Here is a 19,371-nt window from a genome sequence, read left to right as displayed (position 1 = left end):
AGGGACCCCATGAACACGGCGCGCACGACGGCTGCGGGAGCGGCACCGCAACCGGGTCTGCGCGAGCGCAAGAAGCAGCGCACCCGGGACGCCCTGCTGCGGGCCGCCCTGGAGCTGTTCGCCATCCAGGGGTACGAGCGGACGACCGTCGACGAGATCGTCGAGGCCGTCGACGTCTCGCAGCGCACCTTCTTCCGGTACTTCGCGGGCAAGGAGGACGCCGCTCTCTTCTCCCAGCGGATCGCGGAGTCGCACTACCTCGCCGCCGTCCGCGAACGCCCGCCCCACGAAGCCCCGTTGGAGGCGATGCGACGCGCCGTCCTGGAGAGCTGGGACACCATCGGCGAGGCGATCGAGGCCGTCGTCCCGATCGAACTGCACATGCAGACCTTCCGGTTGATCGAATCGACGCCCACCCTGCTCGCCGCCCATCTGCGCCGCTCCGAGGAACTGGAGGAGGAGATCGCACGAGTGATCGCGGAGCGCGAGGGTCTCGACGTGGACGCGGACCCGAGACCGCGCGTCGCGGTGGCCGTGTTCGGCGCAGTGATGCGCGTGACGGGCCGGCTGTGGGGCGCCGGCGAGGACAGCAGCGTCGCGGCGATCCGCGCGCTGACCGCCTCGTATCTCGATCATGTGGGGCCCGCACTGGCGGAGAACTGGCGTACGGAAAACCGGTATACGGAATGATCACCTCCGCGCACATAGCGTCACTATTTATCTGGAACTGAACCCGCTTTGCCCCAATTACCCCCTGAGAAACGTGATCCCCGCCACTCGTTCAACGGGAGACACCACACTTCTCCTAGGGTGTCTTCTCAGTGACCTCCTTCGATACATCCCCCCAACTCAGCGTCTGGCGCGCATTGCTCGCGCTGGCCGTGGTGTTTGTGATGCTGGCCACAGGTGGCTGGACCTCGCTCCACAGCCACCGCGGGGCAAGCCCCCTCGAAGCATCGCGCTCGTCGTGGGAACGCGGCCGCGTCGCCGGACAGCGGCTCCCGGACCTCGCCTCCGCGCCGAGTCGCCTGGGCCGCTTCTTCGCCTCGCTCAACGCCCACCAGCGCACCCGTCTCGCCCACCGCTATCCGCTCGCGGTCGGCAACATGAACGGGGCGCCGGTGCAGCTGCGCTACCTGGCGAACCGCATCGCCATCGACCACCAGCGCAAGGTCGAGAGCAAACGCATGCACGACGACCGGCTCTCCTCCGTCGGACAGCACGAGGCGGGCCGCCGTATGCACCGCTACGAGGCGCTGCTGAGCAAGGGCCGCAAGATCCTCGCCTTCGACCCCACGGGTTCGGGCCGGATCGCGGAGGTCTTCGGAAACCTCGACAAGGCCGAGCGGGTCTCCCTCGTGGTGCCCGGCGTCGACACCGACCTGCTCACCTTCCAGCGCACCAACAGGACGTACACGGCGCCCGTCGGCATGGCGCGTTCCCTGTACAAGGCCGAGCGCGCCACGAGTCCCGGCACGCGTACGGCCGTGATCGCCTGGGCCGACTACACCACGCCCAGCGGAATCGGCGTGGACGCGGCCACCGCGATGCGCGCTGAGGAGGGCGCGGTCCGGCTGAACGCGCTGCTGCGCGCACTGCCCGGCCGCGCACCCGTCGCCCTGTACTGCCACAGCTACGGCTCCGTGCTGTGCGGGGTCGCCGCTCGCTCGCTGCCCTCCCGGGTCTTGGACATAGCCGTCGCGGGCAGCCCCGGCATGCACGCCCGGAACGCGTCGTCGCTGCACACCGCGGCCCGGATCTGGGCGATGCGGGACTCCGACGACTGGATCCAGGACGTGCCGAATCTCGAACTCGGCGGGCTCGGACACGGCGCCGACCCGGTGTCGAAGGGGTTCGGGGCGCGCATCCTGTCGGCGGACGGCGCGAAGGGGCACGCAGGCTATTTCGAGCCGGGCACGGAGAGCCTGCGCAACTTCGCGCGGATCGGCGTCGGCGCGTACCCCTCGGTGCAGTGCGCCGACACGGAGGATGACGCGTGCCGGATGGGTTTGTCCGACGCCTCCGCGGCGGGACGCGCGTAGAAAACGTAAAACTGCGGTTCGCCCGGGGAGGCGACGCGGACGGGCCCGCCGCATACGATGGCCCGCATGGGTGACGTACTGGCCGGATTTCATGCCGCCTGGGAGTTCGAGTCCGACTCCGTGCTCATCCGCTTCGAACGGGGGATCCGCACGCCGAAGCTGTTCCAGACGCTCGGCGAACGCCGTATCCCCCTGGAGGCGATCGCGGCGGTCACACTGACGCCCGGGAAGCGCGGAACGGTCGTCCTGCACGCCGTGCCGAGAGCGGGCGCCGATCCGCTGATGGAGGCGGCCGACGGACAGCTGAAGGAGGGGTCCGACCCCTACCGCCTGGTGCTGCCCGCCGAGCGGGAGACCCTCGCCGAGTACTACGCGGACGAGCTGCGCGGCCTGCTCGTCGAGGACGCCGAGCCGCCCGAGCGCTACCTCGTGAGCGCACCCGCGGCGCCCCTCCACTTCAAGGCGTACGACGGGAAGGCGTCCTTCGACGGCAAGTCGGTGTCCTTCCGGTGGTTCTGGACGGGCGCGTCCTCCGCCAAGTGGAAGGCCGGCGACCAGAGCTTCCCCGTCGCCGGCCTGAGCGGGGTCGAGTGGCGCTCGCCCGAGGTCTTCGAGGGCCACCTGCGGCTGCTGCGCCGCGAGCCGGCCATCGCGCAGCCCGCCCTGGCCGACCAGGACCCGGCCGCGGTCGTCTTCGGACTCGGTTACGGGCCCGTCCACGAGTCGCTCCCGTTCGCCGCGTCGGTCCTCGCCGCCGTACGGGCCTCGGGGCCCGCGCCGGTCCCCGCGGCCGCCGGTCCCCGCCGTGACCCGGCCGACATCGCCGACCGCATCCGTCACCTCGGCGAGCTGCACCAGGCGGGGCTGGTCACGGACGAGGAGTTCACCGTGAAGAAGGCGGAACTACTGGCGGAGCTGTAGGGCCCCGAGGCCCTGCACACCGGCCTCGGGGCCGCCGGTGCCGAGGCTTGTTCTCGCGATCTCGCCGTCCGTCATCAGGGCCTCTCCGACGCCAGGGCCCGCCCGGCGTCCGCGTAGAAACCGATCTTGTGGTCGAGTACCGCCAGGGTGCCCTGGAGCTCCGCGATCCGGGCCTTGACGTCCCGGCGGGTCGCCTCCAGGAGCTCGTAGCGCGCGATGTAGGTGTCGTCGCCCTCGCGCACCAGCTCGGCGTACCGCACCATGTCGGCGACCGGCATGCCGGTGAGCCGGAGCTTGCCGACGAAGCTCAGCCAGTCCAGGTCGCGGTTGCTGTAACGGCGCTGGCCGGTGTGCGAACGGTCGATGTGCGGCATCAGCCCGATCCGCTCGTACCAGCGCAGGGTGTGCGCGGTGAGGCCGGTGAAGGCGACGACCTCGCTGATCGTGTAGTGGTCCTGACCGTCCGGGCGCCGCATCTGCTGGGGCGGCGCCGCGCAGGCGTCGGCAGGGGTCCTGGTGTCGGTCTCGGTTGCCTCGGCCGTGGTCTCCATCACCGTCATGACCTCCACGCTAAAACCTTCGAGTGCACTCCAAGCAAGCGGAATCCGTCGAAAATCCGAGGACTTGACGGGGCCGCGGTGGCTACCGTGCGGATCATGAGTCTCGTACGCCGTGCCGTGCCCGAGGACGCCGAGGAAGTACTGCGCCTGCGCCAGGTGATGATCGACTCGGTGTTCGCGGTGGACGGCTCCACCCAGTGGCACACACAGTCCCTTCCGACCGTACGCGGCAGACTCGCCGATCCCGACGGGGACTTCGCGGCCTTCGTCGTCGACCATCCGGACCGGCCGGACGCCCTCGCGGCGCTCGTCGCCGGGACGATCGAGTACCGGATCGGGCGCGCGGGCAATCCGCACGGCGCGGTCGGGCACGTCTTCAGCGTCGCAACCGACCCGGACGCGCGGCGCCGGGGGTACGCCCGCGCGTGCATGGAGACGCTCCTCGACTGGTTCCGCGAGCGGGGCGTGCCCCAGATCGACCTCAACGCGTCCGCCGAGGCCGAGCCGCTGTACGCCTCGCTCGGCTTCGTACGCAAGCCGGACCCCTCGATGCGGCTTCAGCTCTGAGCCGCTTAGGCTCGTGTGCATGTCCTTGCAGAGTCTGGCGTTGATCGAGAACTGGCCCGTTCCCACGGCCGCGGCGGCCGTCGTGCGGGCGGACGGCACGGTGCTCGGGGCCCATGGGCCGGGTGCGCACCGGTTCGCCCTCGCTTCGGTCACCAAGCTGCTCGCCGCGTACGCCGCGCTCGTCGCGTACGAGGAGGGAGCGATCGAGCTCGACGAGCCGGCCGGGCCGGCCGGTTCGACGGTCCGTCATCTGCTGGCCCACACCTCCGGGCTCGCCTTCGACGAGCACCGGGTGACGTCCGCGCCCGGGGTGCGACGGCTGTACTCCAACGCCGGGTTCGAGGTCCTCGGGGACCACATCGCCAAGGCGACGGACATCCCGTTCGGGGAGTACGCGCGGCAGGCGGTGCTGGAGCCGCTCGGCATGACGGGGACGTCCCTGGACGGCTCGCCCGCGAAGGACGGTGTCTCCACGGTGGACGACCTTGTCCGGTTCGCGGCGGAGGTGCAGGCGCCGCGGCTCCTCGACCCGCGGACGGTCGCCGCGGCGATGACGGTCCAGTACCCCGGTACGAAGGGCGTCGTGCCGGGGTTCGGCCACCAGAACCCCAACGACTGGGGGCTCGGCTTCGAGATCCGTGGCTCCAAGTCCCCTCACTGGACCGGGGGTTCGTCCTCGCCGGGGACCTTCGGGCACTTCGGGCAGTCCGGTACGTTCCTGTGGGTCGACCCGGTGGTGGGGGTGGCGTGCGTGGCGCTGGCCGATCGGGCGTTCGGGCCCTGGGCGGTCGAGGCGTGGCCCCCGTTCACGGATGCGGTGCTGGCGGAGATACGAGGCTGAGCTCGGGCCGGTTTTTCGCCCCCGCCGCCCCTACCCGTCCCATCCGTACCTGGGGGCTGCCGCCCCCAGACCCCCGCTTCAGCCTGAACGGCCTCGTCCTCAAACGCCGGACAGGCTGAGATACCTCAGGGGCGCGGGGCTGTGACATTGTGCGGCTCCGCCGCGTGGGCGCGCCCAGCCCCCACCGCCCCGCAGCAAAGCAACAACCTGCCGGGGGTCCGGGGGCGGAGCCCCCGGGGATGATGGGGGTCCCCCCTGCTCGAGCGAAGTCGAGAGCTTGGGGGAGGGTAGGGGCGGCGGGGGCGAGAAACCCGGTGGGCTGGGTCAGCTCGGGGCCAGTTCCCACAGGAGGAGCTCCGCGGGGGCGCCCGCCAGGGCCTCCAGATCCTTGGCGTCCGTGATGCGCGCCGCATCCCCCGGCCCCAACTCCTCACCATCCAGCAGAACTTCCCCCCGCACGACATGGACGTACACGAACGCCGCATCCGGAACCGCCGTCCGCTCCCCCGCCGCCAGGCGACGTACGTGGAGCATCGCCCCCGCCTCCGGGACGGCGTACGGCGTGGAGTCCGCGATGCCGTGGACGACCTCGTAGGACGGGTCCCCGCCGGGCGACAACGGGGCCAGCCACATCTGCACGAAGGCGAGCGGCTCCGAACCGTCGTTGCGTTCGACGTGCCGGACCCCTGCCGCCGCACTGAGGTGCTGGACGTCTCCGGGGCGAACCAGCGACTCGTGCCCGGTCGAGTCGCGGTGGGTCAGCTCGCCCTCGACCACCCACGTGACGATCTCGGTGTGGCTGTGCGGATGCTCGTCGAAGCCGGCGCCAGGTGCGAGCCACTCCTCGTTGCAGGCGATCACCGCACCGAAGCGGAGGTTGTCCGGGTCGTAGTGCGGGCCGAAGGAAAAAGCGTGGAGCGAGGAGATCCCGGCCGCCGGGTCCCCTCCGCGGTAGCGCTCGTCGGCGCGGCGGACGTCCATCACATCCACCACCGTAGCCCGCCGCTCACGGATGCTGATGTCGTGCTTGAAGGCGTGGCGGCGGGCGGCGACGGGGGCGCGCAGCAGGATGTCGGCGACCTTGGACGCGTCGCGGGAGACGACTCGGGGCCGGCGGGCGTTCTTGCAGCTCCTGGCGTGAGGGGGCCACGCGGAGGCGCGAGAGCGGGGGCCGCGTGCGGGACATGGGCCGGAAGGAGCTGACGGGTGGGATGGGGCTGTGCCGGAAGTTTGTGCCAGGGTGAGGTCCTGCACCGGGGAGGTGGAACAGGACCGTCACCCCGGCCGGGGGGTGCCTGGCTGGAGTGCTTTCCCCTGGGGGATCTCGGGGTCAGAGTGGCGTCGGGTGCGCGTGTTGAACACCCATACCTCCAGGCGGACGCCTCAGGCGCGGGCATGATCGAGGGGTCGTCCCGGCCGGGGACAGCCGCGGGCCAGGGCGGCTCGGCATGATCAAGGCAGGTTCGTCAAGCTCCGCCGACGTCGTACGGCACCTTGGCGATACGCGCGGGTCAGCGCCGGTACGGAACCTCTGGCACGCAACAGGTACCCGTCGTGCGGGCGGGCGGCGCGAGGTGACGGACGGCCGTGGCCGGTCGCGTCCGACGGCGGAGACCGGCCGGTCCCGGTGGTGCCGGTCCGGTGCCGCGGTCGCCCGGGGCACCGGACCGTCCGTCACCTCAGGCCGTAGGCCCGGGTGATGGTCTGGGTGATCGAGCCTCCCGTCTCGTCCTTGGCGGTGGTGCGCAGCGACACGAAGGACGCCGAGCGGGGCGCGTCCAGGTCGGCCTTCCAGACGCCACCGCGGTGCACGGTCTTCTGCCGGTGCCAGGTGGCTCCGTCGTCGTAGGAGACCTCGAGCCGCACGGAGGACACGTCGGTCCGCGGGGCGCCGACCACCGACGGGGTGAGCGTGAGGTCCGCGTTGCGGCGGGCCCTGCCCTCGTCGTCGAGATCGACTCGGTAGTCGAGCTGCACCAGCGGAACGGCCTTGCCGTCGGCCGCCTCGGAGACGAAGCTCCACTCGGTGCGCGTGGAGGTGGAGTAGCGGCTGAACGAGGGGTTGTCGTTGGTGGCTTCGGTCACGAGCCGATACGGCAACGGCTCCGGGGACAGGTCCCAGGCGTATCCGTAGTCGTACGTCGACTCGCCGACCAGCGTGTCGCCCTGGTAGAGCGACGTCCGCTGGGACAGGCCCTGGCCGTAGGTTCCGTCGCCGGAGTGCGCCGTTCCGTTGCTTCCCCAGGCACGTGTCTTGAATTCGATGTAGCTACCTTGGCGTACCGGGAGATCCTTGCCGAGCAGGCGGGGACGCGTGATCGGCGTGAGCCACTTCTCCTCATGGGTTCCGGGGGAGCGATACGAGACCGGTTCGGATGTCTCGGTCACCACGCCCGTGACAGACACGTTCTGCTGCCATGCGAAGTCGCCGTCCGTGGATACCCAGTCCGTCCGCTCTCCGCGCGCCACGGGCTCGGGCGGGAAGCGCCGGACATAGCCCAAGGCGTAGGGCGGAGCGTCCGACCGGGTCTCCATGGCTTGGGTCTGCTCACCCTCACCCCGCCCGAGGGTGACGTTCACCTGTGCCAGGTTCCGCAAGTCGGCCCGGTAGGTGAGGTCCTGGGGAATGCCGCCGGTGTGGTGGCTGACGAGGTCGTACAGGTACGACGGGACGGGGTGTGCCGTCGTCCGCAGGCGCACCTTGCCGGCGGGCGATGCGGAGAGTTCGGCGATCAGCGCCTCACCCTCGTCCCGGTTCACCGACGCGACCGCCACCGGCCCGGGGGATCCGTCGGGGTTGCCGTACCAGTTGTTGCTTCGCGCCGATTGCTCGTTGACCACGAGGAGCAGCTTCACGCCGGCGGCGTGGGCGGCCTGGGCGCGCTGAGACGGGGAGACTGCGGCGCTCCAGCGCACCACGGCGGCTTTGCCCTTGGCGGACAGGTGGGCGTATTCCGCCGCCGTACCCGTGCCCGCGAAGACGGCGTCCAGCTTCGCCGTCCCATCGGGAAGGGGCTTGGCGCCGTCCTGAACGATGACGTCCAGGTCGGCACCGTCATGGGAGCCCGTGAGCGGGGTCTGCGGGGCCCGCCACCTGGTGGTGAAGTCGAAGCCGCCGACCTTCACCTTCTCCGGCGACGGCTGCACCCAAAGGCTGTCGTAGTAGGAGGTGTTGAATTCGATGCTGTCGATCCAGTCGTTCAGGTTCCCTTCGGGGCGTGCGGTGTCGAACGAGCGCCAGTACTCGACCCTGGTGTTCGTCGGCATACTCGGCTTGGGTGTCAGAGCCCGCATCTGGCGTGCCTGGGTCGCGTCGAACATGACCGTCCGGTCATCCGTCAGCTCGATTTCCGGGTCACCCAGCACTGCCAGTCCCTGGGAGTGCGGTCCATGCGCCCCACGGACAGCCCTGTACATCATCGCGGAGTAGGTGTCGCCGGGCAGGCGCAGGGTCAGCCGCCCGGATTCGGACACCGGGAGCAACCGGACCTCGTGATCCTTCGTGCCCCTGAGCATGACCCAGCCGCTGAGGGGCACGCCGTCACGGTCCTTCGCCACGAAGGTCATGTCGTAGCGTTCGGGTTCGGTCCGGGTGTGCAGGACGGTGTGCGCCGCCACCGCGCCGGCGGCGTCCCGTGCGACGACCTGTCCTGTGTAGCCGCCGACGGCCAAGCCGCGGGTGTCGACGACGAGGCTCACCGACGAGCTGCCGCGCGCCGGTACGGTGACCTGGTCGGCGCCCAGGGTGAACACGGTGTCGGGACTCTGCCCCCGGTCCAGCGTGAGCCGCAGGGTCACCGGGCTGTCGCCGTGGTTGGTGTAGGTGATACGGCGTTCGACGGGCTGCGGGTCACGCGAGAACTTGGTCAGACCGGTGTCGACCGCGCCGGTGGCGACGATCTGGGTGCCGAAGGCCGCGGAGGCGTCGACTCGTCCGGTGCCGCCGCGGTAGGCGGGGGTGTCCGGCATCGTCTTGCTGGTGCTCATCAGAGCGTCCTTGAGCTGCTGCCCCGTCCAGTCGGGGTGCTTCTCCGCGAGCAGCGCGGCGGCGCCGGCGACGTGCGGGGTGGCCATGGACGTCCCGGAGTAGCTCACATAGTGGCCCTCGCCCTGCGAGTACTGCGAGCGGGCCGCCAGCACACGCACCCCGGGTGCGGTCACATCCGGCTTGAGGCCCTCGTCGCCCTCCCGCGGGCCGCTGCTGGAGAAGCCGGCGATCTGGTCGGCGGAGTCCACCGCGCCCACGGTCAGCGCGGCGGCTGCCGTTCCGGGTGCGTTCACGGTGTACGGGCCGGGCCCGGAGTTGCCCGCGGCGATGACGAAGAGCGCACCCGTTTCCTCGCTGAGGGCGTTGACGCTCCGGCTCGTGAGATCGTCCTGGGTGTGCGCGAACTGACTGCCCAGGCTCATGCTGATGATCCTGGCGTGCTCGGTCCTGGAGGCCCACTCCATAGCGGCGATGATCCCGGACGTGGCACCGGCTCCATTGCTGCCGAGGACCTTGCCGATGACCAGGTCCGCCCCCGGTGCGACGCCCTTCTCCTTGCCGTCCGAGGCCGCGCCGGTGCCGGCGATGGTCGAGGCGACGTGCGTGCCGTGCCCGTTTACGTCGTCGATGTCCTCGTTGGCTATGAAGCTCCGGCTGCTGACGACGCGCTTCTCCAGATCCGGGTGGCCGCCGTCGATGCCTGTGTCGAGTACGGCCACCTTCACCCCGGTGCCGATGGCGCCCTGGTTCCAGACCTGCGGCGCGCCGATCTGGGCCGTGCTGTCCGCGAGGGTCGCCTTGAGCTTGCTGTCCAGCCAGACCTTGTCGATCCCGGCGGGTAAGGCCGGCTCTTCGGCGCCCTTCCGGCCGGCCGCGACCTCCGCCGCGACCAGCGTGTCCCACAGGCTCGCCGTCTTGGCGTGGTCCACGACGACCGCCTCGGCGCGAACCGACGTCAGTTGGCGCTTGACGGTGACGCCCGGCAGGTCCGCTTCGGCGAGCCGCGACGCGCCCGCGTCGCGGGTGACGAGCAGCGGCAGTCCGGCCGTGTGCTCGTCGTCGTATCCCTGGGCGACGAGGGCGGTGACGTTGAAGAGTTGCTTGTCGAGAAGCCCTTGAGCGACATAGACGTCGGCGTCGTCGGGGTACACGTAGGTGCCGGATGCGTCGGTCGTGGTCCGTACCGAGCCGGTGGCGCCCGCGCGGCGTTGCACCGTCACCGCCGCAGGCGCCCCCTTCGTCCCGGGGGTGACGATCACCTTGTCGCCGGTGATCAACGTGACGGTCCGCGTGGACGGGGCATCGGTTGCCGTCTTCGCGACCATCGGCCGATCGGTCGGAACCGCTTGAGCGGCGGGCGACAGGACACCGCTCAGCATTGCGACGGCGGAGCCCAGAGCCACGACACCGTATCTTCGAGCAGCGGAATGCTGCACTGTTCCTCCTCGGAGATTTGTTCGACCGAATGTGATCATGCTCAATTAATGTCCAGCAAGAGGGAAAGTGGCCGGAAAAGGACGCGTGTTTCAGCGGTTGTTCCAGCGCTGGCAGCCGCGGCCGGTGGGGTCGAGGGCGAGGGTGGCGAGGTAGAGGCGCTTGAGGGCGGCAGCCTCGCTGGGGAAGTGCCCGCAGGCTTGGGCCGCGTGCCGGTAGCGGGCGTTGACGGAGTCAATCGCGTTCGTGGTGTGGACGACCTGGCGAATGGCGTCGGGGAAGCCGAGAAAGGGCACGAACTCGTTTTAGGACCGCTCCCAACTCTGGGCGATCGAGGGGTACTTCTTGCCTCAGGCCGCGTCGAACTCGGCCAGCCGCGTGCGGGCTTGTTCCTCGTTGACGGCGGTGTGGACGGGCTTGAGGTCGCGGGCAACGTCGGCCCAGTCCCGGCGGGACGTGTATCGCAGGCTGTTCCTGATCAAATGGACGATGCAGGTCTGCACCACCGTCTTTCATCGAGAACAGGATCATCGCCTCGCTGGTCGACCTGTACGAGGCGATCCCCACCAAGCACCACCACAAGCGCGCCGTCCGGGAGTTGCGGAACATCCGGGCTGCCTGAAACCCGGCAGCAGCCTCGTGGCTCCGCGCGCCGTCTCGTTATCCCTGTACCGGGCGCCCGACGGTGAACAGGTCGCCGGGGGCGCGGACGAACACACGGTGGGCGAGCATGTTCCGCTTCAGCTGCGCGGCGGAGACCGTGTGGCCGCATCGGCTCCACAAGGCCCAGGAGGCCCGCCACCTCGATCCCGCCTGGGAGCCCATCGACATCCTCGTCTTCAACCAGATCGCCATGGCCTGGGCCGGCCTGCTCGATCTCGTGGATGCGGCCGCCGACCAGGTCCGCGCCCCCTCCTGGCAGCCCGCCGCGCCGCCGTCGTCGCCGCCATCCAGCACCTCTTCCCCGCCACCACAGGCAACACCGGTGTCGACGGCCCGACGCCCGCCCTCGCGCTTACTGGCGACCCGCCGCCGCATGCCTCCGTCCTGATAAGGCAGTCTTGTCCCGTGCCCGAACCCGAATCCAGCAAACCCGAGCGCCCGGCGCGCGACGTCCACGCGCACTCCGCGACCCTGAAGCGGCTGGAGAGGTCGTCCGGAAAGCTCGCCGCGCAGGCCATCACGCGGATGGACGACACGCTGTCGTGGTACCGGGCCATGCCCCCGGAGAACCGTTCCTGGATCGGGTTGGTGGCACAGGCCGGTATCGCCGCCTTCACCGAGTGGTTCCGGCATCCCGATGCCCCGCAGGCCATCTCCACCGATGTGTTCGGCACCGCGCCGCGCGAGCTGACCAGGGCCATCACCCTGCGCCAGACCGTAGAGATGGTGCGGACCACGATCGAGGTCATGGAGAGCGCCATCGACGAGGTGGCCGCCCCCGGTGACGAGAACGTGCTGCGTGAGGCGCTGCTCGTATACGCCCGGGAGATCGCCTTCGCCACCGCCCAGGTGTACGCGCAGGCGGCGGAGGCACGGGGTGCCTGGGACGCCCGGCTGGAGTCGCTCGTCGTCAACGCCGTCCTCAGCGGCGAGGCCGACGAGGGTGCCGTCTCCCGCGCCGCGGCCCTCGGCTGGAATTCGCCCGAACATGTCTGCGTGGTGCTGGGTACGGCGCCCGACGGTGACAGCGAACTGACCGTCGAGGCGATTCGGCGGGCCGCGCGGCACGCCAAGCTCCAGGTGCTGACCGGTGTGCTCGGGGACCGGCTCGTGGTCATCGCGGGAGGCAACGACAATCCGCTCGGGGTGGCCAAGTCGCTGATCGGGCCGTATGCGGCCGGGCCCGTCGTGGCCGGGCCGATCGTGCCCGATCTGCTTGCCGCGACCCGCTCCGCGCAGGCCGCCGCCGCCGGGCTGAAGGCGTGTTTCGCCTGGCAGGACGCCCCGCGCCCGGTTCTCGCGGACGACCTGCTGCCGGAGCGCGCGATCGCCGGGGACCCCGCGGCGCGTGAGCAACTGGTGGAGGAGATCTACAGACCACTGGAAGAGGCCGGCTCCGCACTGCTGGAAACGCTCAGTGTCTATCTGGAACAGGCGAGCAGCCTGGAAGGCGCGGCCAGGATGCTCTTCGTTCACCCCAACACCGTGCGCTACCGGCTCCGACGTGTGACTGACGTCACCGGCTGGTCGCCTTCGGATGTACGATCCGCGTTCACATTGCGGATCGCGCTGATCCTGGGGCGTCTGGCCGACGGGGATCCCCAGGCTTAGCCCTTTGTCGGGGACCTACAATTCCCCTTCGTGTTCTTCGTCCCTGTCCCCACGGGCGGCCGTGGCCGTCCACAAGAGAGAGTGTGAGAGTGCTCGTACTCGTCGCTCCCGGCCAGGGCGCCCAGACGCCCGGCTTCCTGTCTCCTTGGCTCGAACTTCCCGGTGCCGCCGACCGTGTCGCCGCGTGGTCGGACGCCATCGGGCTCGACCTTGCCCACTACGGCACGCGGGCCGACGCGGACGCGATCCGTGACACGGCCGTCGCGCAGCCGCTGCTGGTCGCCGCCGGACTCCTCTCGGCCTCGGCACTCGGTGACATCGCCGACATCGCCCCCGGTGCCGTCGCCGGCCACAGCGTCGGTGAGATCACCGCGGCCGCGTTCGCGGGAGTGCTCGACGACACGGCCGCGCTACGGCTCGTCCGCACCCGGGGTCTGGCCATGGCCGAGGCCGCCGCCGTCACCGAGACCGGTATGTCGGCGCTGCTCGGCGGGGACCCCGAGACGACCGTCGCGCACCTGGAGAAGCTGGGCCTGACCCCGGCGAACGTGAACGGCGCGGGCCAGATCGTGGCCGCCGGTACCGTCGAGCAGCTCGCCACACTCGCCGAGGACAAGCCCGACGGTGTGCGCAAGGTCGTGGCCCTGAAGGTCGCCGGCGCGTTCCACACGCACCACATGGCGCCCGCGGTCGAGGTGCTGGCGCAGGCCGCCGCAGGCCTGACACCGGCCGATCCGAAGATCACCTACGTGTCTAACAAGGACGGCCAGGCCGTCGCGACCGGCGCCGACGTCCTTCAGCGGCTGGTCGGCCAGGTCGCCAACCCGGTCCGCTGGGACCTGTGCATGGAGACGTTCACGCAGCTCGGCGTGACCGCGCTGATCGAGGTGTGCCCCGGCGGCACCCTGACCGGCCTCGCCAAGCGCGCGCTGCCCGGCGTCAAGACGCTGGCGCTGAAGACCCCCGACGACCTCGACGCGGCTCGCGAGCTCATCGCTGAGCACAGCGCCTGACAAGGAGCCCGAGAGCATGTCGAAGATCAAGCCCAGCAAGGGCGCCCCGTACGCGCGAATCCTGGGCGTGGGCGGCTACCGCCCGGTCCGGGTGGTGCCCAACGAGGTGATCCTCGAGACGATCGACTCGTCCGACGAGTGGATCCGCTCGCGCTCCGGCATCGAGACCCGGCACTGGGCGAACGACGAGGAGACCGTCGCCGCGATGTCGATCGAGGCGTCCGGCAAGGCGATCGCCGACGCCGGGATCACCGCCGAACAGATCGGCGCGGTCGTCGTCTCCACCGTGTCGCACTTCAGCCAGACCCCGGCCGTCGCCACCGAGATCGCCGACAAGATCGGCACCCGGAAGGCCGCCGCCTTCGACATCTCGGCCGGCTGCGCGGGCTTCGGCTACGGCCTCACCCTCGCCAAGGGCATGATCGTGGAGGGCTCCGCGGAGTACGTCCTGGTCATCGGCGTCGAGCGGCTGTCCGACCTGACCGACCTGGAGGACCGCGCGACGGCCTTCCTGTTCGGCGACGGCGCGGGCGCGGTGGTCGTGGGCCCCTCCGACGAGCCGCACATCGGCCCGACCGTGTGGGGTTCCGAGGGCGACAAGTCCAACACGATCAAGCAGACCGTGCCGTGGGACCGCTTTCGCATCGGCGACGTGTCGGAGCTTCCGCTCGACTCCAAGGGCGAGATCAAGTTCCCTGCGATCACGCAGGAGGGCCAGGCGGTGTTCCGCTGGGCCGTGTTCGAGATGGCGAAGGTCGCTCAGCAGGCGCTGGACGCGGCCGGTATCGTCCCGGACGACCTGGATGTCTTCATTCCCCACCAGGCCAACGAGCGGATCATCGACTCGATGGTGAAGACGTTGAAACTGCCGGAGCACGTCACGGTCGCGCGTGATGTGCGTACCACCGGCAACACCTCGGCCGCCTCGATCCCGCTCGCGATGGAGCGGCTCCTGGCGACCGGCGAAGCGAAGAGCGGCGACACCGCGCTCGTCATCGGCTTCGGGGCGGGTCTCGTGTACGCCGCGACGGTCGTTACCCTCCCCTAGGCACTCCGTGCCGGATCATCCGGTCCGTACGGAATACCGCCAACCCTCTGGATACATACCGAAGGAGCGCCTGACATGGCCGCCACTCAGGAAGAGATCGTCGAAGGTCTCGCCGAGATCGTGAACGAGATCGCCGGGATCCCCACCGAGGACGTCCAGCTGGACAAGTCCTTCACCGACGACCTGGACGTCGACTCGCTGTCCATGGTCGAGGTCGTCGTCGCCGCCGAAGAGCGCTTCGACGTCAAGATCCCGGACGACGACGTCAAGAACCTCAAGACCGTCGGCGACGCGACCGACTACATCCTCAAGAACCAGGCCTGATCCCCGGGATCGGGCCCGGCCCGGTCAACTGATCAGTCCGTTGCCCCGCCACCCGGCGGTGGCGCCGCTGAATCCTCGTATCCGTTGGAGAAAGAATTCCCGTGAGCCCGACCAATCGCACCGTGGTCGTCACCGGTATCGGCGCAACCACACCGCTGGGTGGCGACGCAGCCTCGACCTGGGAGGGCCTGGTCGCCGGACGTTCCGGTGTCCGCGCCCTGGAGCAGGACTGGGCCGCCGACCAGGCGGTCCGAATCGCGGCGCAGATCGCCGTGGAGCCGGGAGAGGTCATTCCTCGCCCGCAGGCCCGCCGTCTGGACCGCTCGGCGCAGTTCGCGCTGATCGCGGCCAAGGAAGCCTGGGCCGACGCCGGCTTCGCCGGCAAGGCAGGCGAGACCGAGACATCAGCCGCTGGCGCGGCGGGGGCTGTCGATCCGGACCGGCTCGGCACCGTCATCGCCTCCGGCATCGGTGGTGTGACGACCCTGCTCGAGCAGTACGACGTGCTGAAGGAGAAGGGCGTCCGCCGCGTCTCCCCGCACACCGTCCCCATGCTGATGCCGAACGGCCCGTCCGCCAACGTGGGCCTCGCCGTGGGCGCCCGCGCGGGCGTGCACACCCCGGTCTCCGCCTGCGCGTCGGGTGCCGAGGCCATCGGCTACGCCATCGAGATGATCCGTACCGGCCGGGCCGATGTCGTCGTCGCCGGTGGTACGGAAGCGGCCATCCACCCGCTGCCCATCGCCGCGTTCGGCAACATGATGGCGATGTCCAAGAACAACGACGACCCGCAGGGTGCCTCGCGCCCCTACGACGTCGCACGCGACGGCTTCGTCCTCGGTGAGGGTGCGGGCGTCATCGTCCTGGAGTCGGCCGAGCACGCCGCCAAGCGCGGCGCCCGCGTGTACGCGGAGGCGGTCGGCCAGGGCATCTCCGCCGACGGCCACGACATCGTGCAGCCCGAGCCGGAGGGGCGTGGCATCTCGCACGCCCTGCAGAACCTGCTCGACAACACCGACCTGGACCCGGCCGAGATCGTGCACGTGAACGCGCACGCGACCTCGACGCCGGCCGGTGACGTGGCCGAACTGAAGGCGCTGCGCAAGGTGTTCGGTGACGATGCCGACCACATGGCCGTCTCCGCGACCAAGTCGATGACGGGTCATCTGCTCGGTGGTGCGGGTGGTGTGGAGTCGGTCGCGTCCGTGCTCGCTCTGTACCACCGGATCGCTCCGCCGACCATCAACATCGACAGCCTCGACCCCGAGGCCGAGGCCAACGCCGACATCGTCCGTGGGGAGGCGCGCAAGCTGCCTGTCGACGGGCGGATCGCCGCGCTGAACGATTCGTTCGGCTTCGGTGGGCACAACGTGGTGTTGGCGTTCCGGACGGTCTGACATCGGGCGTAGTTGTTCTGCACCGTACTGAACCGTACTGAACCGGCGTGTGGCCCGGGCTCCTTCGGGAGTCCGGGCCACATGTGTTTGTCTGTCGGGTGCGGGACGGTGGGGCTTGTCGCGCCTACGCGGCGCAGCCGGACGATGTCACAGCCCCGCGCCTCTGAAAGACCTCAGACCACTTGGTGCAGCCAGCGGACCGGGGCGCCCTCGCCCGCGTAGCGGAAAGGCTCGAGTTCGTCGTCCCAGGGCTTGCCGAGGAGCTTGGCGAGTTCGGATTCCAGGACTGTTTCGCCGCGTTGGGAGCGGAGCAGGGCGGCGCGCAGACGGTCCTCGGGGATCAGGATGTCGCCGTGGATTCCGGTGACGGCGTGGAAGATGCCCAGCTCGGGGGTGCAGCTGTAGCGCTCGCCCTCGGCCGTGGGGCAGGGCTCGGCGGTGACCTCGAAGCGCAGCAGTTGCCAGCCGCGCAGCGCGGAGGCGAGTTTGGAGGCGGTGCCCACCTCGCCCTTCCAGGAGAACTCGGATCTCCAGTTGCCCGGCGCGGCGGGCTGCCGGATCCAGTCGAGGCTGACGCGTGTACCGAGCACACCCGCGACCGCCCACTCGACGTGCGGGCACAGCGCGCGGGGCGCGGAGTGCACGTAGAGAACTCCACGTGTCGTCACTGGGGCCTCCGGACAGAGCGAGACATCTTGTAACTTAGCGGAACGGCAGTGGCAGGGCGGCCACGTGGCGAGGCTACCGTGCGGCGGCGCAAGGAGTGTGACGTACCGTCGGTCCAAGCGTCGCGAAACACCAAGGTTTCACCCATGGGGACGCGGTGCTGACCGACGTGCACAGCGAAAGAGGGGACCAGGGGATGCGCAACCGTAGTCACCGTTCGCGGGCTGTCCTCGCCGTCACGGCGGCGGCCGTGCTGGGCGTAGCGGGGTGCGACGCCGTCGGTGACAACTCCCCCGGCCCGAACGCCACCACGGCGAAGGCGGCGCCGTCCCCGAAGCCCACGCCGACCTGGGACCGCAGTCCGCGGTCGATGGCCGCCGTCGGGGACTCCATCACCCGCGGCTTCGACGCCTGCACCGTGCTGTCCGACTGCCCCGAGGCGTCCTGGGCGACCGGCAGCGACCCGAAGGTCAAGAGTCTCGCCGTACGTCTGCTCGGGCGGGCCGGGGCCGCCGAGCGCAGCTGGAACTACGCGGCGACGGGGGCCCGCATGGCGGATCTTCCCGATCAGATGGCGCAGGCCGCCGCCAAGAAGCCGCAGTTGGTGACGGTCATGGCCGGCGCCAACGATGCCTGCCGTTCGTCGGTGTCGGAGATGACGTCCGTCGCCGACCTCCGTACCGCGTTCGAGGACGCGATGGACACGCTGCGCGACGCGCTGCCCAAGACCCAGGTGTATGTGTCGAGCGTGCCGGACCTGAAGCGGCTCTGGTCCCAGGGGCGCGGCAACCAGCTGGGCAAGCAGATCTGGAAGCTGGGCATCTGCCCGTCGATGCTGGCGGACGCGGACTCGATGGACTCGGCGGCGACGCAGCGGCGCGCGCAGGTGCAGGACCGGGTGGAGGCGTACAACGAGGTCCTGAAGGACGTGTGCACCAAGGACCAGCACTGCCGCTTCGACGGGGGCGCCGTCTTCGACTACCGCTTCGGCACGGATCAGCTGAGCCACTGGGACTGGTTCCACCCGAGCAAGAACGGGCAGGCGCGGCTCGCGGAGATGGCCTATCGCGTGGTGACCGCGAAGAACCCGGTGACCTAGGACCTGTCCGGACCGACAGGGCCTACGCTTGTGATCATGCACAGCGAACTCTTCGGCACCCTTCCCGACGGCACCCCGGTCCACCGCTGGACGCTCGAGCGCGCCGGGGTGCGGGTGCGGATCCTGACGTACGGCGGGATCGTGCAGTCGGTCGAGGTACCCGACCGGGACGGGCGGCGCGTGGACGTGGTGCGGGGGTTCGGGGACGTCGACGGCTATGTCGGGCACCCGGAGCCGTACTTGGGAGCACTGATCGGGCGGTATGCGAACCGGATCGCCGGTGGCCGCTTCGCGCTCGACGGGCGGACGTACCACCTGGCGCAGAACAACGGCCCCAACTCCCTGCACGGTGGCGAGAAGGGCTTCGACAAGCGGGTGTGGGACGCGGAGCCGGTCGAGCACGGGCTGCGGCTCACCCGGGTCTCCCCGCACGGCGAGGAGGGCTTCCCCGGCCGCCTGGAAGTCTCCGCGACGTACACGCTGGACGAGGCGGGCGCGCTGCGGATCGCGTACGAGGCGGTCACGGACGCGCCGACCGTGGTGAACCTGACGAACCACACGTACTGGAACCTGAGCGGCTCGGGGAACGCGGGCGGGCACGAACTCCGCGTCGCCGCCTCGCGGCTGACCCCGGTGGACGCGGATCTGATTCCCACCGGCACGCTGGAATCCGTCGAGGGCACGCGCTTCGACTTCCGCGCGGCGCGGAAGGTGGGCGCCGGCTACGACCACAACTTCGCGCTCGACAAGGGGCTGACGGCGAGCGCTGCCGAGGTCGCGGAGCTGCACGACCCGGCCTCCGGACGGACGCTGACCGTCGCGACCACCGAACCCGGGCTCCAGCTGTACACCGCCGACCACCTGAGCGACCCCTTCGCCCCCGGCGACGGCATCGCGCTGGAGACCCAGCACTTCCCGGACTCCCCCAACCGGCCCGAGTTCCCGAGCACGGAGCTGCGGCCGGGTGAGGTGTACACCTCGGAGACGGTCTACGGGTTCTCGGTACGGGCCTAGGGCCTGTCCGGCGGATCATGCCGCAGACGCGGGGCTTGGCACGCCCATCTGCGGCGTTGTCGTCGGTTGTCGACGCTCCGCGTCGACGCCCTCCTCCGCCTTGCAGCCGCACGCACCAAGCCCCGCTCACCGGCACCTACGAGGTGCCGGTGCTTCCCTGCAACCTGATCCGCCGGACAGGCC

Annotated in this window: 17 protein-coding genes and 1 pseudogene; 13 read left to right on the top strand and 5 right to left on the bottom strand. The window is 70.2% G+C overall.

The features are described from left to right. Positions 1 to 9: 9 nt before the first annotated feature. From AB0D57_RS37545 to AB0D57_RS37535, 3 genes are all read left to right on the top strand, one after another. A complete protein-coding gene (locus tag AB0D57_RS37545; RefSeq protein WP_362084023.1) occupies positions 10 to 690 on the top strand; it encodes a TetR family transcriptional regulator in 681 nt (226 codons plus the stop codon). Positions 691 to 821: 131 nt separating this feature from the next. Continuing rightward, a complete protein-coding gene (locus tag AB0D57_RS37540; protein WP_362084020.1) occupies positions 822 to 2,042 on the top strand; it encodes an alpha/beta hydrolase in 1,221 nt (406 codons plus the stop codon). Between the two features lie 57 nt (positions 2,043 to 2,099). Further along, on the top strand, positions 2,100 to 2,963 hold the full coding sequence (locus AB0D57_RS37535; protein WP_362084017.1) for a DUF4429 domain-containing protein: 864 nt from the start codon (positions 2,100 to 2,102) through the stop codon (positions 2,961 to 2,963). A 74-nt stretch (positions 2,964 to 3,037) separates the two neighbouring features. Here AB0D57_RS37535 and AB0D57_RS37530 read toward each other — a convergent pair whose 3' ends face one another. Continuing rightward, positions 3,038 to 3,523 (bottom strand): MerR family transcriptional regulator, encoded by a 486-nt coding sequence (locus tag AB0D57_RS37530; RefSeq protein ID WP_362084014.1) that lies wholly within the window; start codon positions 3,521 to 3,523, stop codon positions 3,038 to 3,040. 96 nt (positions 3,524 to 3,619) lie between these two features. Between AB0D57_RS37530 and AB0D57_RS37525 the strand changes: the two genes are divergently transcribed. Further along, the gene (locus AB0D57_RS37525) at positions 3,620 to 4,090 is read left to right on the top strand and encodes a GNAT family N-acetyltransferase (protein WP_362084011.1); all 471 of its coding nucleotides are present in this window, start codon (positions 3,620 to 3,622) and stop codon (positions 4,088 to 4,090) included. Between the two features lie 19 nt (positions 4,091 to 4,109). Next, positions 4,110 to 4,931, top strand: coding sequence for a serine hydrolase domain-containing protein (locus tag AB0D57_RS37520; RefSeq protein ID WP_362084008.1), 822 nt, complete (start codon positions 4,110 to 4,112; stop codon positions 4,929 to 4,931). A 324-nt stretch (positions 4,932 to 5,255) separates the two neighbouring features. Here the strand turns inward: AB0D57_RS37520 and AB0D57_RS37515 are convergent, their stop codons facing one another. The 3 genes and pseudogenes from AB0D57_RS37515 to AB0D57_RS37505 all read right to left on the bottom strand — a co-directional run bounded on the left by AB0D57_RS37515 (position 5,256) and on the right by AB0D57_RS37505 (position 10,856). Then, positions 5,256 to 5,912 carry a pirin family protein gene (locus tag AB0D57_RS37515; protein WP_362084065.1) on the bottom strand — a complete coding sequence of 219 codons (657 nt, stop codon included), beginning with the start codon at positions 5,910 to 5,912 and terminating at the stop codon, positions 5,256 to 5,258. Positions 5,913 to 6,605: 693 nt separating this feature from the next. Then, a complete protein-coding gene (locus AB0D57_RS37510) occupies positions 6,606 to 10,244 on the bottom strand; it encodes a S8 family serine peptidase (RefSeq protein ID WP_362084005.1) in 3,639 nt (1,212 codons plus the stop codon). 201 nt (positions 10,245 to 10,445) lie between these two features. Beyond that, positions 10,446 to 10,856: pseudogene (locus tag AB0D57_RS37505) on the bottom strand (transposase). Between the two features lie 227 nt (positions 10,857 to 11,083). Here AB0D57_RS37505 and AB0D57_RS37500 point away from each other — a divergent pair. The 6 genes from AB0D57_RS37500 to AB0D57_RS37475 all read left to right on the top strand — a co-directional run bounded on the left by AB0D57_RS37500 (position 11,084) and on the right by AB0D57_RS37475 (position 16,409). After that, on the top strand, positions 11,084 to 11,404 hold the full coding sequence (locus AB0D57_RS37500) for a hypothetical protein (protein WP_362084002.1): 321 nt from the start codon (positions 11,084 to 11,086) through the stop codon (positions 11,402 to 11,404). 17 nt (positions 11,405 to 11,421) lie between these two features. Next, entirely contained in the window at positions 11,422 to 12,627 is a 1,206-nt protein-coding gene (locus AB0D57_RS37495) for a helix-turn-helix domain-containing protein (protein WP_362083999.1), read from the top strand. An 89-nt stretch (positions 12,628 to 12,716) separates the two neighbouring features. Further along, entirely contained in the window at positions 12,717 to 13,640 is a 924-nt protein-coding gene (locus AB0D57_RS37490) for an ACP S-malonyltransferase (RefSeq protein ID WP_362083996.1), read from the top strand. A gap of 16 nt (positions 13,641 to 13,656) precedes the next feature. Next, the gene (locus AB0D57_RS37485; RefSeq protein ID WP_362083993.1) at positions 13,657 to 14,688 is read left to right on the top strand and encodes a ketoacyl-ACP synthase III; all 1,032 of its coding nucleotides are present in this window, start codon (positions 13,657 to 13,659) and stop codon (positions 14,686 to 14,688) included. Positions 14,689 to 14,763: 75 nt separating this feature from the next. Continuing rightward, entirely contained in the window at positions 14,764 to 15,012 is a 249-nt protein-coding gene (locus AB0D57_RS37480) for an acyl carrier protein (protein WP_148013808.1), read from the top strand. A 101-nt stretch (positions 15,013 to 15,113) separates the two neighbouring features. Continuing rightward, a complete protein-coding gene (locus tag AB0D57_RS37475) occupies positions 15,114 to 16,409 on the top strand; it encodes a beta-ketoacyl-[acyl-carrier-protein] synthase family protein (RefSeq protein ID WP_362083989.1) in 1,296 nt (431 codons plus the stop codon). Between the two features lie 173 nt (positions 16,410 to 16,582). Here the strand turns inward: AB0D57_RS37475 and AB0D57_RS37470 are convergent, their stop codons facing one another. Further along, positions 16,583 to 17,077 (bottom strand): DUF3145 domain-containing protein, encoded by a 495-nt coding sequence (locus tag AB0D57_RS37470; RefSeq protein WP_362083986.1) that lies wholly within the window; start codon positions 17,075 to 17,077, stop codon positions 16,583 to 16,585. Between the two features lie 194 nt (positions 17,078 to 17,271). On the opposite strand from AB0D57_RS37470, the gene AB0D57_RS37465 reads away from it, so the two are divergent. Both AB0D57_RS37465 and AB0D57_RS37460 read left to right on the top strand, forming a co-directional pair. Continuing rightward, positions 17,272 to 18,174 carry an SGNH/GDSL hydrolase family protein gene (locus AB0D57_RS37465; protein WP_362083983.1) on the top strand — a complete coding sequence of 301 codons (903 nt, stop codon included), beginning with the start codon at positions 17,272 to 17,274 and terminating at the stop codon, positions 18,172 to 18,174. A 36-nt stretch (positions 18,175 to 18,210) separates the two neighbouring features. Beyond that, positions 18,211 to 19,188, top strand: coding sequence for an aldose epimerase family protein (locus AB0D57_RS37460; RefSeq protein ID WP_362083980.1), 978 nt, complete (start codon positions 18,211 to 18,213; stop codon positions 19,186 to 19,188). The last annotated feature ends 183 nt before the right edge of the window (positions 19,189 to 19,371 follow it).

This window comes from Streptomyces sp. NPDC048275, assembly GCF_040652275.1.
Taxonomy (GTDB): domain Bacteria; phylum Actinomycetota; class Actinomycetes; order Streptomycetales; family Streptomycetaceae; genus Streptomyces.
The sequence above is the reverse complement of the archived record's forward strand: the minus strand, read 5'-3'. Positions and strand labels throughout refer to the sequence as shown.

Coding starts and splice junctions, on each gene's coding strand:
- AB0D57_RS37510 (WP_362084005.1), bottom strand. CDS start 10,244: ATGGTCGCGAAGACGGCAACCGATGCCCCGTCCACGCGGACCGTCACG.
- AB0D57_RS37525 (WP_362084011.1), top strand. CDS start 3,620: ATGAGTCTCGTACGCCGTGCCGTGCCCGAGGACGCCGAGGAAGTACTG.
- AB0D57_RS37535 (WP_362084017.1), top strand. CDS start 2,100: ATGGCCCGCATGGGTGACGTACTGGCCGGATTTCATGCCGCCTGGGAG.
- AB0D57_RS37460 (WP_362083980.1), top strand. CDS start 18,211: ATGCACAGCGAACTCTTCGGCACCCTTCCCGACGGCACCCCGGTCCAC.
- AB0D57_RS37520 (WP_362084008.1), top strand. CDS start 4,110: ATGTCCTTGCAGAGTCTGGCGTTGATCGAGAACTGGCCCGTTCCCACG.
- AB0D57_RS37500 (WP_362084002.1), top strand. CDS start 11,084: ATGTTCCGCTTCAGCTGCGCGGCGGAGACCGTGTGGCCGCATCGGCTC.
- AB0D57_RS37530 (WP_362084014.1), bottom strand. CDS start 3,523: ATGACGGTGATGGAGACCACGGCCGAGGCAACCGAGACCGACACCAGG.
- AB0D57_RS37485 (WP_362083993.1), top strand. CDS start 13,657: ATGTCGAAGATCAAGCCCAGCAAGGGCGCCCCGTACGCGCGAATCCTG.
- AB0D57_RS37480 (WP_148013808.1), top strand. CDS start 14,764: ATGGCCGCCACTCAGGAAGAGATCGTCGAAGGTCTCGCCGAGATCGTG.
- AB0D57_RS37515 (WP_362084065.1), bottom strand. CDS start 5,912: ATGGACGTCCGCCGCGCCGACGAGCGCTACCGCGGAGGGGACCCGGCG.
- AB0D57_RS37545 (WP_362084023.1), top strand. CDS start 10: ATGAACACGGCGCGCACGACGGCTGCGGGAGCGGCACCGCAACCGGGT.
- AB0D57_RS37465 (WP_362083983.1), top strand. CDS start 17,272: ATGCGCAACCGTAGTCACCGTTCGCGGGCTGTCCTCGCCGTCACGGCG.